General features: G+C 70.8%; 9 protein-coding genes. 4 read left to right on the forward strand and 5 right to left on the reverse strand.

From position 1 onward, the window contains the following. Positions 1-314: 314 nt before the first annotated feature. Genes ABZ495_RS31975 through ABZ495_RS31990 form a run of 4 tightly spaced genes read right to left on the reverse strand, consistent with a single transcriptional unit; the run spans position 315 to position 5,509 of the window. Complete coding sequence (locus ABZ495_RS31975; RefSeq protein ID WP_359839347.1) at positions 315-2,282, reverse strand: DUF5107 domain-containing protein; 1,968 nt, start codon at positions 2,280-2,282, stop codon at positions 315-317. Positions 2,283-2,316: 34 nt separating this feature from the next. After that, on the reverse strand, positions 2,317-3,183 hold the full coding sequence (locus ABZ495_RS31980; protein ID WP_359811032.1) for a carbohydrate ABC transporter permease: 867 nt from the start codon (positions 3,181-3,183) through the stop codon (positions 2,317-2,319). Positions 3,184-3,203: 20 nt separating this feature from the next. Continuing rightward, complete coding sequence (locus ABZ495_RS31985; protein WP_359811030.1) at positions 3,204-4,199, reverse strand: sugar ABC transporter permease; 996 nt, start codon at positions 4,197-4,199, stop codon at positions 3,204-3,206. 2 nt (positions 4,200-4,201) lie between these two features. Continuing rightward, positions 4,202-5,509, reverse strand: coding sequence for a sugar ABC transporter substrate-binding protein (locus ABZ495_RS31990; protein ID WP_359811027.1), 1,308 nt, complete (start codon positions 5,507-5,509; stop codon positions 4,202-4,204). 367 nt (positions 5,510-5,876) lie between these two features. On the opposite strand from ABZ495_RS31990, the gene ABZ495_RS31995 reads away from it, so the two are divergent. The 3 genes from ABZ495_RS31995 (at position 5,877) to ABZ495_RS32005 (ending at position 13,222) form a co-directional block, all read left to right on the forward strand. Further along, the gene (locus ABZ495_RS31995; protein WP_359839348.1) at positions 5,877-7,202 is read left to right on the forward strand and encodes an ROK family transcriptional regulator; all 1,326 of its coding nucleotides are present in this window, start codon (positions 5,877-5,879) and stop codon (positions 7,200-7,202) included. 1,386 nt (positions 7,203-8,588) lie between these two features. After that, entirely contained in the window at positions 8,589-11,063 is a 2,475-nt protein-coding gene (locus ABZ495_RS32000) for an RICIN domain-containing protein (RefSeq protein WP_359839350.1), read from the forward strand. A gap of 866 nt (positions 11,064-11,929) precedes the next feature. Further along, positions 11,930-13,222: an extracellular solute-binding protein gene (locus ABZ495_RS32005; protein ID WP_359839352.1), complete on the forward strand. Its 1,293-nt coding sequence runs from the start codon at positions 11,930-11,932 to the stop codon at positions 13,220-13,222. A 295-nt stretch (positions 13,223-13,517) separates the two neighbouring features. Here the strand turns inward: ABZ495_RS32005 and ABZ495_RS32010 are convergent, their stop codons facing one another. Next, a complete protein-coding gene (locus ABZ495_RS32010; protein WP_359839353.1) occupies positions 13,518-14,936 on the reverse strand; it encodes a hypothetical protein in 1,419 nt (472 codons plus the stop codon). 393 nt (positions 14,937-15,329) lie between these two features. Between ABZ495_RS32010 and ABZ495_RS32015 the strand changes: the two genes are divergently transcribed. Further along, positions 15,330-16,796, forward strand: a 1,467-nt coding sequence (locus ABZ495_RS32015; protein WP_359839355.1) for a sigma-70 family RNA polymerase sigma factor, incomplete at its 3' end; no start/stop codon positions are given.

The following is a 16,796-nucleotide window of genomic DNA, read 5'->3' on the forward strand; positions in this document are numbered from 1 at the left end:
GCTGGCGGCGGCCTGGCCCGTAGCCAAACGTCCCGGCCGGCCGGGCGGCCGCGCTCGGGCCCGCGCCCGAGGAGCACGGCCAGGTCGCCGATGCTATGGACCGGCACCGGCCGTTGGCCGTCCTGGACGACCAGGTAGCTGCAGGAGCCGCAGCCGTGGCGGTCGGTGGGGCGTGAGACGGAGACAGCGAGGCGGTGAGGTAATCGCGCACATCGCGGTGCCGTCCGGCCCGGTTCTCGGCCTGGGCGCTCGAGGCAGCGTCGTTCTCGATGCATACAGGTTCACAGACCGGGCACACACGGCTGGACGATGCGTCAGCCGGCCGCGTCCGCGACGAGCATCCGGAAGTCGTAGGCGCGCGGGAGCGGGAGGCCGCGCCCGGTGTCGCCGCTCGCGCGTCGGTGGGCGAACCAGAGTTCGTGCAGAGATCCCTCGCCCTCCCGGATGTCGGCGACCTCGATGCCCTCGCGCAGCAGACGTCCGCAGCGCTCCACGTCCCCGGCCCGGAGGGCGGCGCGGGCCTCCGTCCAGCGGACCCGGCCCGTCGCGCGCTGAGCCGCGTCCAGCGCTTCGATGTGCTCCAGCACCTCCTGCGGGTACCCGGCGCGGAGCAGGACGCCGGCGCTCTCCAGCACGAGCGGTAGCAGGGCGGGCGCCAGTTCGAGTGCTTCCCCGTAGGCGTGGACGGCCTCGTCGAGGTCGCCGGTGTGCGCGGCCAGGGTGGCCAGGCTGCGCCAGGCCCAGGCGGTGGGGTGCAGTTCGACGGAGTGCTGCCAGGCCTTGCGGGCGCGGTCCAGGTCACCGGCGTGGGCGTGCAGGGTGCCGAGGTGCAGCTGGGCGAGCCAGCCCTCGGCGGTGCCGAGCGGCTTCTCCCAGGCCGGATCCGTCTGGTGGGAGGTGGGGGCCTGGTCGGGATCGGCGGCGGTGATCCGCCCGTGGTCGAGGAGTTCGAGCCAGGGGGTCTGCTCGGGGCCGAGGGTGCTGTCGGGGAAGGGCGCGCCGGGGGTGCTCAGCGACGCCTCGCCGGCCTTGGTGCGACGGTGCTGTTCGAGCGCGCCCCAGCCGGATCCGGCCTGCAGCAGTTCGTCCGGTTCTTGGTCCACCCAGCTGGTGGCGGCCTCGAGTTCAGCGTCCAGGACGCTCTGCGGGACGAGCCGGTCCAGGCTCTGGCGGGCCGCGTCGCGGGCGGCCGTCCAGTCGTCGCCGTGGACGGCGGCGGGGTCGGCCTCCAGCAGGCCGTACGCCTCGACCCAGGACCAGCGGGCGCCGGCGGGCATCGGGAGGTGTTCGAGTTGCGTGCGGGCAAGTCCGGCCTGGATCTCCAGGTAGGCGTGGCCGGGCCCGGAGAGCCACTCCTGCCAGTGCCGGCCGCCCTCGCCCTGTCCCCAGAGGAAGAGCTTGCGCCCCCGCAGGCGCTCGGTGGAGGCCTGGACCAGGCCCCGGCCATCGGCGTCCAGGGCGGTGACCCAGCGGCGTCGGCCGGCCGGGATGTCGAAGAAGTAGTCGGCGGCGTCCCGGGAGAGGGTGGTGCGGCTGAGGTCGGTGCCGTCGGGGGCGGGCAGGGCGACGTGGCGGATCCGGCGGTCGTAGGAGAACTGCCAGGCCGCGTCCGCGGGGGCCAGCACCCGGACGTCGGGGGCTTCAGGGACGGCGATGTTGGACCACCAGTACATCGGGACGGTGGTGTTGCGGGGGTTGCTGATGCGGACGTGGACGAGCAGGACCTGAGAGTCGTCCGGCAGGTGGGCGTCGATCTGGTAGATGACGCCGCGGATCCGCTCGTACTCCCACATCCGCAGCACCGGGGTGCCGTCCGGACGGGTGACGCGGGCGGCGTGCAGCGGCTCGCAGGTGGCGGGGGTGTGGCCGATGGTGGCGATGTTCCACTCGACGCCGCCGGCCAGCCAGGCCCCGCGAAGGGCGAGGTTGGCGGGCTGGAAGACCGGGTTGCGGAAGAGCAGTTCGCGTCCGGTCGGCTTGTGGACCAGCGACCACAGGCGGCCGCCGGCGCCGAGCAGGAAGGTGGCCCGCAGCGTCGCGTTCTCCAGCACCGCCACCGGGTGTTCGGCCGGCGCGCGCTCGCGGGTGTAGCCGTCCTGCATCAGGTACGGCATGACGGAGGGGACCCGGCCGTAGCCGATGTTGTGGCGCATCTCCTCGTCGGCCTGGGAGGTGTCCTCGACCTGGTGCAGGTCGGCGCCGCCGAACAGCGGGGGAAGGGGGTTGACCGGGCCGACCGGTGCGGTCGGCAGGGTCAGGGTAGTCAGCCGCAGCTCACTCATCTGTTGCCATGCCTCTTCGGGGTTGTGTGGTGAGCTACTTGACGCTGCCGGAGGTGAGCCCGGCCTTCCAGTAGCGCTGCAGCAGGAGGAACATCACCACGATCGGGATCACGGAGAGCAGCGCGCCGGTGATGATCAGGTTGTAGGGGACGGTCTGGCCGCGCTGTTCCTTCCAGGCGACCAGGCCGACGGTGACCGGCTGCAGGCGGTCGTTGGCGAGCATCAGGGAGGGCAGCAGGTAGTTGGTCCAGATGGTCACGAACTGGAACAGGAAGATGGTGACCAGTGAGGGCTGGAGGACCCGCAGGGCGATCGAGCGGAAGATCCGGAACTCGCCCGCGCCGTCGATGCGACCGGCCTCCAGCAGTTCGTCCGGCACCGCGGCGGCCGCGTAGATGCGGGAGAGGTAGACGCCGAAGGGGCTGACGATGCTGGGGATGAACACCGCCCAGAAGGTATTCACCAGGTGGGTGGCGGAGAACATCAGGTAGAGCGGCAGGGCGAACAGCGGGGCGGGGACGAGGATCGCGCCGAGCACGGTGTTGAACACCGCCTCGCGGCCGCGGAAGGCGTACTTCGCCAGCACGTAGCCAGCCATCGCGGACAGCAGGGTCGCGACCACGGCGCCGCCGACCGCGTAGAGCAGGCTGTTGAGCAGCCAGCGTCCGTAGATGCCGTCCTGGACGCCGAGCAGGTCGGAGACGTTCCGGACGATCTCGATCCGGCCGGCGAACCAGAAGCCGTTGCTGGAGAAGAGGTCGCTGCTGTCCTTGGTCGCGGAGACGACCAGCCACCACACCGGCAGCAGGGAGTAGAGGGCGGCGAGCAGCAGGACGGCGAGCACCCCGATACGGCCGGCCGGACGGGTGGCGCGCGCCGGGCCGGCGGGTGCTTGCTTCACCGGGATCGTCGAAGCCTTGTTCACAGTGCCGCTCCGCGCTTGTTGACGAACCGCATGAATCCGAACGAGAGGACGAAGATCACCAGTGCCAGGATCACCGACCGGGTGGCCGCCGCGTGGTAGTTGTTCGCCGCGACCTCGTTCTGGGCGGCCATGATCGGCGTCCAGCTGCTGGAGAGGTTCGGGGCGACGGCCTTCATGACGACCGGCTCGTTGTAGAGCTGGGCGGTGCCGATGATCGAGAACACCGTGGTCATCAGCAGCGCCGGCCGCACCAGCGGGATCTTGACGTGCCAGGCCAGGCGCCAGCCGGTGCAGCCGTCCAGTGCGGCGGCCTCGGTCAGCTCGCCCGGGATGGCCTTGAGGGCGGAGTGGATGACGATCATGTTGTAGCCGGTCCAGCCCCAGGTGAGGATGTTGCCGACCGACCACGGCAGCCAACTGTCCGAGGTGAAGTCGACGTGCAGGCCGATGCCGGCCAGCGCGTCGGCGATCGGGCTGACGTCCGGCTGGTAGAGGAAGGACCACATCAGGCCGCCGATCACACCCGGGATCGCGTACGGCAGGAAGAACGCCAGCCGGAAGAACCGTTTGCCGGGCGTGCGGCGCGCATCCAGCAGCAGCGCCAGCAGCAGGGCCAGGCCCAGCATCAGCGGCACCTGGACGGCGCCGATCAGCAGCACCCGCACGACCGAGGAGGTGAACGCGTCGTCGGCCAGCGCGTCGGTGTAGTTGGAGAATCCGGTGAAGACCGTGGTCGGGGGCGTGAGCCCGAGGCCGGAGCGGTGCAGCTTGAACAGGCTCTGGTGCAGGGCGTAGCAGATCGGCGCGATGAAGGTGATCAGGAACAGCGTGCCGAACGGGAGCAGGAAGCCCAGCGGGGTCCAGCGGCGCCAGTCGACGGCGCGGCCCTGCGGGGGGTGCGGCGGCGGGGTGGCCCCGGCGGGCCCGGTGCGCTCCTCGCGGGAGCGCACCGGGGCCGCGGGGGTGGCGGGGGTGGTGGGTGCGGGGTGCATGCTCAGCCGATTTCCATGCCCTGGGTCTTCATCTCGGCCACGGTCTGGGCCTGGGCGTCGGCCAGCGCCGCCTCCAGGGTGGTGCTGCCGGCGCCGGCCTTGCCGAGGCCGTCACCGAGTGCGCCGGAGGTCTTGGTCATCACCGGGCCCCACTGGAAGCCGGGGTCGACCTGGGCGGCGCTCGCCTTGAACACGTCGAAGATCTTCTGCCCGCCGTAGAACGGGTCCGGCTCGGCCAGGGCCGGGTTGTCGAGGGCGGTGAGCGCGGCGGGGTAGATGCCGGTGGCCTTGATCAGGTTGGTGACGCTGGCCTGGTCGGTGCCGAACCAGTGCGAGAACTCGACGGCTTCCTTGACGTGGGCGCAGCCCTTGAGGACGGCGTTGGGGGTGCCGCCGGCGTTGCCGGAGGCGGGCTTGGCGGTGTCCCAGACCGGCATCGGGGCGACGGCCCAGGTGCCGGAGGTCTGCTTGACGCTGTCGGCGAGGATCGGGGTGTCCCACACCGCGTTCACGTCGGAGAGGATGGTGCCCTCGCCCATGCCCTTGTAGAGGGCGGTGTCGAAGCTCGGCACCACCTTGACCAGCTTCTTGTCGATCAGGCCCTGCCAGAAGGCGGCGACCTTCTTCGTCGCGGGGTCGTTCACGTCGACCGTCCACTTCTCGCCGCTGGTGCCGAACCATTTGGCGCCCGCCTGCTGGGCGAGGCCGGCGAAGTTGTAGGCGTCGTTGCCGAAATAGCCGATGTAGGCGTTCGGGTCGGCGGCGTGGATGACCGCGGCGTCGGCGGCGTACTCGTCCCAGGTCTTCGGCGCGTCGGCGATCCCGTACTTGGCGAACAGGTCCTTGCGGTAGATCAGGCCCATCGGGGCGATGTCCACGGGCAGGCCGTAGGTGTGCCCGGCGACCCCGGACTGCGCGAACGCCGAGGCCGCGTACTCCTTGGCGTAGGGCGCGGCGGCGGCGGTGGCGTCCTGCAGCGCCCCCGCGGCGGCGAAGGTGGGGAGGGTCTCGAAGCCGACCATGCCCACACAGGGGGCGTTGCCGGCCTTCACCGCGCTGAGCATCTTGGTGTAGCCGCCCTTGGAGCCGGGCGAGATCTTGCTGTAGGTGACCTGGATGTCGGGGTGGGTGGAGTTGAAGAGCTCCACCGACTTCTCGTAGCCCGGGGCCCAGCCCCAGAACTCGATCTTCACCGGACCGGACGCCTTGTCTGTGGACCCAGCTGATCCGCCGGAGCCGCAGGCGGCGGTGCCGGCCAGCGAGGCGATCGCCACGGCGAGGGTGACGGTTCTGAGCGCGCGGTTCTTCATGGGAGGTCCACTTCTGCTGCCTACCGCGGGGCGCGGCCCGGGCGCGGTGGTGTGGGGACCCGCCGAATGCTGCGGGTTTTTAGTTCCGCTAGTGTGTTAATTGCAAACGGACCCTGTCAAGGGGTTCGATGGACCGTTCCTCAAACGCAACGAACGACCACACACGCCGGCCAAAGGGAACAACTAGCCTAACCAACATGACAGTTGGCTAGTCATGTGGCATTCTCGACCGCCGGTCGAAATGCTTCGTGACCCGATCGACACTCGGGGAGGCGACGGGGGCCCCAAGTTAGTTGAGGCGGTGCATGAACTAACGTGACCTGGAACGACACCGGCCTGCAGGCAGGCCCCGGAACGAGGAGTCCACGTGCGGCAAGAGCAGCACGGCACCACCGGCCGCCGTGGTACCGGCACGGCCTCCACTGGTCCCACCGGGGCGGGCGCCGTCCTGGCAGGCTATCCGGAAGCCGCCGACAAGGCCTCGCTACGCCGTACCAACCTCAGCGTGATGCTGCGCCACCTGCGCGAGAACGGTGCGCAGTCCCGCACCCACCTCGCGGCCGCGACCGGCCTGCCCAAGGCCACCGTCTCAGTCCTGGTGGCCGACCTCATCGAGCGCGGCCTGGTCCGCGAAGGAGCACCCGACCGGGCCGGTGCGGTCGGCCGACCGCACCGCATGGTGGAGCTCGACGGCCGCTGGATCTGCGGCGTCGGCGCCGAGATCGGCCCCGACCACATCACCGTCCTCGCCCTCGACCTGCGCGGCACCGTCGTCCACGAGGACCGGCGCGCCCTGGACGTGCCCACCCTCACCCCGCAGGCCGCCCTGCGCGAGGTCGCCGACCAGGTCGCCGACTGCCTCAGCGCGGTGGCCGACCTCGGCATGCACGCCATCGGGGTCACCCTCGTCACCCAGGGCTCGGTGGACACAGCCTCCGGCACGGTCGCCGTGGCCACCAACTTCGGCTGGCGCGACGTACGGGCGGTCCACGAACTGCGCGCCCGGCTCGGGCGGCACGCACCGCCCGTCCTGGTCGAGAACGACGCCGAGTCCGGCGCCCTCGCCGAGTACCTGGCCGCCCCCAGCGCCGACGTCCGCGAACTCGTCTACGTCACCGGCGGAATCGGGGTGGGCGGGGCCAGCATCTCGGGCGGCAAACTGATCCGCGGCTCGGAGATCGGCCACATGCGGCTGGACCGCCTCGACCGGCCCTGCGCCTGCGGGCGGACCGGCTGCTGGGAGGTCGCCGTCGGACTGCAGGCCTTCCTCGACGCCGCCGCGGCCCCCTCCGACCGGGTGCACGACCTCTCCGTCGACCTCGCCGACCGGCTCGACGACCTGCTGGGCCGCGCCGACGCGGGCGAGCCCCGCACGCTCGCCGCCCTCGCCGCCCTCGCCGACGACCTGGCCCTGGGACTCGGCATCCTGGTCGACGTACTCAACCCGCCCAGAATCGTCCTCGGCGGCTACTTCGCCGTCTTCGGCCGCTACCTGGTCAACGCGGCACAACGCGCTCTCGACGACCGCAGGATCACGCCCGCCCCCGGACGGGTCCTCGTGACCGCCTCGACGCTGGGCCTGTCCAACGCCGCCCGGGGCGGCGCGCACCTCGCACTCGAAGGCATCTTCCAGGACCCCTCCGACGTACCCGTCCGCCCCGAACCCGCCGACGAGCACGCATGGTCGCACTGACTTCGCCCACGGGCGCCGTCCCGTGGGAAGCGGCGCCGGCGTCGTCCTGTCCTGCGCCGACCCTCGCTCCCCCGGCCGGGATCGGCTGTCATCGCCGCCGCTCCCGGCTCCGAATGCCAGGGACCGGTACTCCTCGGCGGTCAGCGGTCTCGGCGTCCTGACCGCCGCCGCCCTGGTCATTGCCTTCCCACCCGCCCCTTTACGGTCCGACGGGTGGCCTGTAACCCCGGATCGCAGGGACGTCCGCCCGAGCCGGCCGGGCAACCCTGTGTCGCCCCCCGCACAGTTGCTCCGGCACTCCCCTCCCGATCTCCTCGCCGGGTGGCTCCACCGCGGGCGTCTCCCGGGCCAACGCGGCTCCACCTCCTCGACAGGTCAGGTGCTCATGGATCCCGCCTTCGAGGCACCGGGGCCGTCCACTTGGCGCGTCACCGCGAAGCTTCCGTCGTCGCTGTCCAGGCGCATGCCGGCCGCCGTGCCGTGCTTCTCACCGCGCAGGCGTCATACGTGGAGCAGAGGGCGTCATCGCGACAGCAGTCTCGACGCACGGGCCGAGTTGGCGTTCGTGCTTCTGTACGCGTGGGTGGGAGCGGTTTCGTTCATACCCGACGTGCTTACAGCTGCCGCTGGTTCGGCCCGCTCGGCCGCATCGACGTGGCCGGGCCCGCGGTGCGCTCGGCCACGTGGCATTCCGCCTACCAATCACGTACGGGCAAACCGACCCGGTATCCCGCCGTTATCTGCCCGGTGGCCGTCCGATCCTCGTGCACGGGTCTGCTGGGGGACGCGGGGCAGAGAAGGCATCCGGCCCTCGTCATCGGTAGCGGAGACCTTCTGTGGACACTGTCTCCACCACCCCATCCGAGCGCCAACAGCCTTGCGCAGGTCGAGACTTGTCGTCGTTGAGGGCACGACGGAGGTCGATCTCCGGTTCGTCCGGCGGGGCCCGACCTGGTTGCCTTCACCACGTCGATGACTGCGGGGCTTCTGCCCAAACCCCGGCGCAGCATCTCTTGACTTCGACCCCGACTGCTGCCACGGTTTGCTTCAAGTTGCTCCAAAGAACCCCGCAAAAGGCAACTTTAAACAAGCCGCTACCATCCTGCGGGCACCCGCTGGTCGGCGCGCACGACAGCCGGACCACATCGGCACATCCATCCGGTCCCTCGGAGTGCCAACCGGCGCGGCCGCCTGTGGCGGCGGCGTACGACGGGATGCGCGTCGGTGGCACGAGAGCCATCACACACCGGCTCAGCGCCTCCACCTCGGGCGAGCCTGCTCCGGCCGATCCGTCCCCCTGACTTGCGGACGGCCGGTACCGCGGCTCACCAGGCCGCCGGTCGCGATCCCTTCCCCCATGAAGTGCCCTTCCCCGAAGGAGTTCCCGTGTCCTCCCCTCCCCGTAGAGCTCTGGCGGCCGTGTTCGCCGCCACCGTCCTGACGCTGTCCGGTGCCGCCACGTACCCGGCGTCGGCGACCCCGCCGGCCGCCACGTACACGGTGGGCGTCGGATCCCCCGTCCCGTACGCCTACCCGACGGACACCCAGGCGTCCCCGTACGTCGACAAGGACGGCACCTTCTGGTTCCAGCAGTCCGCCGCCCTGTACGGCGCCACCGAGAGGCGGCACTGGGACTTCTACACCGGCACGGACTTCGACACCGCCACCAAGTCGAGCGCGGTCAGCAACGCGGTGAACCCCGCCAACGCGAACGACAAGAACAACGACACCACCTGGCGGTGCAACAACAGCCCGACCGGCCAGGAGGCGACGTACGCGCCGAGCGGCTCCAACTACGCCCAGAAGAACTACTGCGACCTCGCCGGGGTCTGGGTCGACCCGGACACCGGCGACTGGTACGGCCTGGTGCACAACGAGTTCACCCCGCAGCCCTTCGGCGACGGCCTGCACTACGACGCGATCGACTACACGGTGTCCAAGGACCAAGGAAAGACCTGGGACATCAAGAGCCACGTGATCACGTCCCCGTACAGCACCACCCGGGGCGACACCTCCGCGTTCCCCAACCAGACGTACTCGTACGGCGACGGCGACCAGCGCCTGTTCGTGGACACCGCGTCGGGCTACTTCTACGTCTACTACGGCTCGCGGATCGTCGACAAGAGCGGCGGCTGGAAGGCCTTCTACGAGCACGTGGCACGCGCCCCGATCTCCTCGAAGATGGCGCCCGGCTCCTGGCAGAAGTGGTACAACGGCGCCTGGACCCAGCCCGGCGTGGGCGGCCAGGAGAGCAACATGGTCCCGGTCGGCTCCGGCAGCACCACCGGGTACACGCCCGTCGCCAAGGAGTACAACCCGGCGAACACCGGCACCGCCACCCAGCAGATCGCCGCCGGCAAGATGCCCGCGACCTCGCCGCTGTTCGTCATGGACATCACCTACAACGCCTACCTGAAGCTCTACATCGGCGAGCCCCAGGGTGTCGACCAGAGCGGTTCGGCGCCCCAGCAGTTCTACGCCACCGACGACCTCTCCACCCAGAAGTGGTTCCTGCTCGGCGACACGAGCAGCTACCACACCGCCTCGTGGTACCGCTGGTTCCTCGACGGCGCGAACAAGACCAACAGCACGATCGTCGGCAAGAGCTTCCGGTCCTACTGCTCGTTCGGCTGCTCCGGCGGCCACTCCGGCGAGTACGTCGACATCACCCTCGGCGCCTCCGCCACCGCCGCCGCACCGGTCGACGAGACCAAGGCCTACCGGATCAGTAGCGGAGGCGGCCGCGTCCTGGCCCAGGTCTCGGGCAGTTCCGCCACCACCTCGCTGACCACCGCCACCGGGTCCGCCCTGGAGTCGTGGAGCTTCGCCGGAAACGGTGACGGGTCCTACCGGATCGTCAACTCCTCCACCGGACAGCTGCTCGGCGTCGACTCCACCGCCACCGCGGGCCGCGCCTGGGGCGCCCGGCCGACCGTCACCGCCACCGGAGCGGGCGGCCCGTCCGTCGGCCAGCAGTGGTGGGTCATCCCCGGCACCTCCACCAGCAACACCCCCACCGGGACCTTCCGCCTCGTCAACCGCTACAGCGGCCTGGTGATCGGCCTCTCCGGGACCGCCGGCCGGCTCACCGAGACCACGCCCACCCGTAGCTGGACCAACACCACCGGCAACTCCGTCGGCGGCTCCCGCACGGCGAGCGAGCAGACCCTCACCCTCACCCAGACCGGCTCGGCCTCCGAGGCCGTCACGGTCACCGGCCCCGGCAACCAGACCGGGAACGTCAACACGGCCGTCTCGCTGCAGCTCACCGCCAACGACACCGCCGGCAAGGCCCTCACCTTCTCCGCCACGGGCCTGCCCTCCGGCCTGTCGATCAGCCCCTCGGGCCTGATCACCGGCACCCCGACCACCGCCGGATCCTCGACCGTCACCGTCACCGCCACCTCCGGCACCGCCACCGGCTCGACGTCCTTCACCTGGGCCGTCACCACGGCGCTCAACGGAACGCACACCTTGGTCACCGGAGGCAAGGCCCTCGACGACCCCGACCACTCGCTCAACCAGGGCACCCCGCTGGTCACCTGGAGCGCCAACGGGGGCAGCAACCAGGACTGGATCTTCACCCAGCAGGCGGACGGCAGCTACCAGATCGTCAACGGCCTCTCCGGCCTCTGCATGGACGTCAGCGGCGGCTCCACCTCCGCCGGCGCGCAGATCATCCAGTGGACCTGCAGCGGCGGCAACAACCAGCGCTGGGTGGCCACCCCCGCCACCGGCGGTTACAAGATCACCTCCAAGAGCAGCGGACTCTCCCTGACCACCGCCTCCACCTCCGACGGCGCCGCCATCACCCAGCAGACCGACACCGGCTCCGCCCAGCAGCGCTGGACCATCAACTGACCCTCCGCCCACAAGGACGGACCTGACCCACACCCCACCAGCGGGGCCCGGCGCACTCCTGCGCCGAGCCCCGCACCCCGTTCGGCCGGAGACAACCGGCAACACGCGAGGGGGTGACGAAGCGGTCCGGTGGAAGCCGTCCACCCGAACGCGAGGGGCGCGCTGACCGGCACTGCGGGCCAGGCGAAGAGGGAGCCGCGGCCAACCCGGCTATCGCAGATCGCATCACGGCGGTGATCATGGTGGCCCGCCTCCCGCGAGACGAGAGGCGGACCTTCGCCCGGGTCTGTCCGTCGAGCCTGGCCCAGGCCCCGGCGACGGACAACGAGGCGCCCCACGAGTCGGGGAAGAGTGTTTCGCCCCTCAAGAGGTCGCCGGGCCCTGGCTTCCAGACGTTCGACGGTGGGACGGGCAACGCCTCGACAACGAGTCGGCGGACAGCCCGGAACGGTCGCCCGGCCGCGCGCTCGACCACGTTGACCTCCGCCTGCCAATCCCATTCGGGCCGAGAATCCCGTCGTCCTTCCGTGCTTGCTTCGGCAACCTTCGATCTGCATTCGCAGGCCTGTTCCTTCGTTTGCGGGACCCTCGGTCCTCGACCTCACGGGAAGGTGTCGGCGACGGGTGAATACTGGTTCAACCGCCGCCGCAAGAAGGTGTGTTCGGCGGCGTCACAGGGTCCGGGACTGCGCGGCTGCGGCTTCGACCACCGGCCGCCTCCACCACCACCGCGGCCTTGACGGCGAGCACGAGCCGATTCGCCCCTTCGCCTCCACCCGACCGATTTGCGCGAAGAGCACACCACCCACTGTCGCCGGGCTCTTCGACGAAGCAACCCGGCCCTACGACATCGAAGGAGTACTGCCTTGACCGGCCCCGTGCGCAGACGCCTGTTTCACCTGATCTTCTCGTTGGCCCTTCTCGCAGGCATGGCGGCCTGCGGTACCGGCGCCGGCAACACTGCCACGACCACCCTCTCCTTCTGGGGCTGGGCACCGGGATACGAGGAAGCCGTCGCCCGTTTCAACGCCACCCACCACGGCGTGCGCGTCACCTTCGAGAAGATCGCCCCGGGCAGCCAGGGAGGCTACGACAGGATCCTGTCCGCCGCCAAGGCCGGAACGGCGCCCTGCCTCGCACAGATCGGCTACGAGTCCGTGGCGAGTTTCACCGTTGACGACGTCCTTCGGCCCATCGGACGGGACGTCCTCGGCCTGGGTGTCTACTACAGTGACGCGGCCTGGCAGCAGGCCACTGTCGGCGGCGAGATCTACGGAATCCCGGTCGACGTCGCCCCGATGGCTCTCTTCTACCGCACCGACGTATACGCCCGGTACGGGCTGAGCCCTCAGGCGACCTGGGACGACTTCGCCAGGGACGCGGCCAGCATCCAGAGGACGGCCCCCGGTGTCCGGCTGACGGCCTTCACCCCCGACGATCCGTGGTGGTTCACCGGCCTCGCCGCGCAGGCCGGAGGTAGTTGGTTCGACGTCAAGGCACAGTCCTGGCGGATCAACATGGCGGAGCCGGGTACCGCCACCGTCACGCAATACTGGGAGAACCTGATCGCCATGGGACAGGCCAAGATGGATCCCGGATTCAGTGACGAGTTCTTCCAGGACCTCCAGAACGGCACCGTCGCCGCGATTCCCGAACCTGCCTGGTTCGCGTCCATCCTCGAACAGAAGGCGCCGGGCGCCGCCGGGAAGTGGGCCGTCGCCCCCCTGCCACGCTGGAAGGCGGGCGGCGGGTCCGCAAGCTTCGTAGGCGGCTCGGCGACATCCGTCACCAAGAACTGCCGGACACCGGACCAGGCGATCGAGTTCGCCCACTGGCTCAGCAGCGACCACGACTCCCTGGAGATCCTGGTGGCCAAGGCCGGACTCGTCCCGGCGGCCGTCACGGCCGACAGTCTTCCCTCGCTGCGGCGGCCCTCGCCGTACTTCGGCAACCAGGTGATCGCCGATGTCTTCCGGACGCAGTCGATGCCCACCAACTGGATCTGGGGGCCTGTCATGAACGAGACCTCGAAGGCACTGAGTTCGGAGTTCCCCAAGGCCCTCACCGAACACTCGCCCTTGCAGTCCGCCCTCAAGCGGGTGGAGGACCAGACCGCCGCCGCCATGCGCGCGAAGGGCCTCGACAGCACTCACGGCTGACGTCCCGCTCCCTCCGCGCGGCCACCGCACCCGGGAGCACCCCGCGCCGGGCGTGGACGCCCGGCCGCCCCGGGCTCCGCCCCCGGTGGGAGCAATCGCCCACATCTACCGGGCGATCGCGTCCACCACGGGGCCCGCCGACCGCGCGTAGTGCCGCAGGGCCACCGCCCCGCAGCGGCCCACCGCGACGCCCCGGCGGTCGTACGCCCGGGGTCTCCCGGCGCCGGTGCACCGGGAGACCCCGGACCGGCCCGAGCCACAGTTGCGCGCAGCGGTGGCCCGGGCCGAACAGGGGTCAGCCGCGGCGTCGGCGGGAGCGGCCCCTGGCCACGAGCAGAGTCACCGTCGCTCCGGCGACAACGAGGCTCACGCCGATCACCGCGGGAACGGTGGCGGACGCACCGGTGGCGGCCAGGGAGCTGTCCTCTGCCCGGCCGCCGGGCGCGACCGGGGCGGGGGCGACGGTGGAACCGATCACCGTCCGGTCATCCGCCTGCTGGGTGCTCGGGGTCGGCACGGGCTTCGGCCGGCCGGTGCTCTGGGCAGGGGCCGGGGCGGGCCCGGTCGGGACCGGGGCGGGAGTCGGGGACGCCGGCTTGGGGTCGAAGTCGAATTGGACACGGACCTCGGCGCCGGCCGCGGTCGCCTGGGAGACGCCGACGGACAGGTTGGCGGACGTGTCGGAGATCGGAGTGCCGGCGACGAACGACCCGGCGACCGCCTTGTTCTCGTGTCCGGCGTTGCTGATCAGGACGGCCTGGTTGTAGCGGCCCCCAGGTACGCGGTAGACGTTCACGCCCTGGGCAATGTCGATGTCCGGGGTGGCGGTGTCGGGTGTGCGGTACTCGATGACGAGCCGGTCGCCACCGGAACCCAACGGCAGGTCGATCGCACGCACACCGGCGGTCCCGGCGGCGTGCAGCGGGGTGAGGCGCACGTCGGCAGTCGCGGCAGGCGTCGTGACCTGCTGGGCGGTCAACCACTTCTGGGACAGGAGTTCGGGCGCGGTCAGTCCCTTCTTCTCCCCGCCTCCGCCCATGGGGGTGCGATTGCTGTATCCGTCGTCGGCGCAGGCGGTGAAACTGCCGGCCGTGCACGTCTGCCGCTGCTGGTGGGCGAACCCGAGGTTGTGCCCGATCTCGTGGACGATGGCGGCCTTGTCGGCGACGGCTCCCTCGTGGAACCAGCTCACGATCCCGGGCATGCCGGCCAGACCCCACCAGCCGCCGCAGTGGTTCGAGTGCATGACGATCGAAACGTGGTCGTAGTCCACGTCCGGGATCGTCTTGCGGGCGAGTTCAGCCATCTTCCCCGTGTCGCACGCGGAGGAGTCGTCCATGTCGAGGGTGAAGGGCCCGAACACCCCGTCGCCCTTGGCGGGCACGACAGTCATCCGGCCGCCCGAGTTCTCCTTGTAGTACGAGGCCAGTGACTCGGTCGGGCCGAAGAAGTTGCGCACGGCCTGGTCATGCGCCCGCTGGGGGTCGGCCAGGGCGAGGTTGCGGAAGTTGACGAGGACGACGGCGTGCCGGTCGACCTTCGAGGCGGTCGGCTCGGCCGCCGTGGCAGGGGTGAGAACAGTGGTGGCGGACAGCGTCAGGGCTCCGGCCGCGGCAAGCAGCGGGGCCGCCGCGCGGGACGTCCTGCGCGGCGGAAGAGCAGGTCCGGCCGACGGGGACGCGACGGCATGCGTACGGGAGGGGAGGGGTGTCATGAGGAGTGCTCCTTGCTGGCTCGGACCGGCATCGCAAGCGACAACCGGCCCCTTTCCTGGTATGGGCCGATCCGACGTCGCCTCACTTCGTGACGGCCTGGGAGGCAGTCGCGGTCGATGGCTCCGGTGCCCCGCGGGCAGCCGCCCCTCGCCCGTCGGCCGGCGCGAGCCGCCCATACGGGCGCGATTGAAGTGATTTAACATGATTTCAGGCCATTTCTGTCATGGGCCGCGATGTCCGGCTAGGCTCCCGCCGTAGCCACAGGCGAGCGGTTCCACCTCCTGAAGTCCCCTCCCCCCCGATGGTCCCGGTGCGTGATCGATTCGTTATGAACGGTCCCGCCGCGCCGGGCCCGGCGGCGCGACGCCGACGCACCCAGACAGGGCACAGCCATGACGACCTCCACCCCCACCACGACCGACACCGGCGACAACCGGTCGGACAGCCGGCTCACCGCGCTCATACGGGACGATCCGTACTCCACCGGCACCGCCAGAGCAGCGGCCATAGAGACCCTCTACGACCGCCACCACGCGGGGACGCTCCGGTACGCGCGCACCTTCACCCGCGACGCCCACACCGCGCAGGACCTGGCGGCGGAGGCCTTCGTCAATACGGTGCGCGCCGTCGACGCCGGCAGGGGCCCGGACGAATCGTGGCGCCCGTACCTCCTGGGCGCGGTCCAGAACGCGGCGTTCGCCTGGGGACGCACGGAGCGGCGGATCCACCTGCAGGACGCCGAAGCACTGGAGCAGTGGCACCGGCCCTCGCCCGACTCCCCCGCCACGGACGCCGACGGCGACCCGGCGGGCATCGTCCTGCGGCAAGAGGAGCACAGCCTCGTGGCCCACAGCTTCCGCTCCCTCCCCGACCGATGGCAGTCCGTCCTCTGGCTGCGCCTGGTCGACGAGGTGCCGGCCGGCCAGGTCGCCACCCTCCTCGGGATCGCGCCCTCCGGCGTCTCCTCACTCCTGGACCGCGCCGTGGAGGGACTTCGCAAGGCCTACCTCCAGGCCCACGTGCGCCGGCGGGAAGACAGCGAATGCGTCCACTACGGAGGCCAACTGGGCGAGACCGCACGCAGATCCTCCCGGCCCCACGGGGCACTCCGGCGTCACTTGGCCGAATGCGCCCACTGCCGCAGCGCCCTCGCGCAACTCCGGGGCATCAACTCCCGCCTGGGCGCGATGCTGCCGATCGCACTCACCCCTCCCGGCGCCTCCCACCTGTTCACGGACACCACCCAGGCGCTGCTTCCCGCCAAAGCCCTCAAAGCCACTGCCCTCACCGGCAAATGGGCTGCGGCAACGGTCGGCGGTGTCGGCGTACTGACCACCGCCGCCCTGCTCGTCGCCATCCTGCCCGGCCACCGCGGGCCGGCGGGGGACCAGCAGCCCCAACTCGGACGGCCGTCCGCCCCGAGCCGGGACGGCACCCCCGCGCCGACGACGAGTACGGCTACGCCCGCTCCTACGCCTCCCGCTCCCTCGCCCTCGCCGTCCACTCCGAAGGCTTCGCGCAGCAGCGCGGCTCCGCCCCCTTCGACGGAGCAGCTGCTCGTCGATCCCGACTTCGAGGCAGCAGGTGCATCGCCCTGGCGCGCCACGGCCGGCGCTTCCGTCGTCTCCGCCCACCCGCATGCCGGTCAGCATGCCGTGCGCCTGACGTCGCAGGCGTCACGTGTGGAACAAACCATCGTCGTGGTGCCGCAGGGCACGTACCAGCTCTCCGGCCATGCGGCGGTGTCGGCCGACGGTGACGACATCGCCCTCGGCGCGCAGAGCGAAAGTGGTCTCGACGCGCGGGTCAAATTGAAGTCCGTCGACCTGTACGCCTGGGGAGCAGTCTCGTTCACCACC

Origin of the sequence: Kitasatospora sp. NPDC005748, assembly GCF_040630735.1 — a bacterium.
Lineage (GTDB): Bacteria > Actinomycetota > Actinomycetes > Streptomycetales > Streptomycetaceae > Kitasatospora.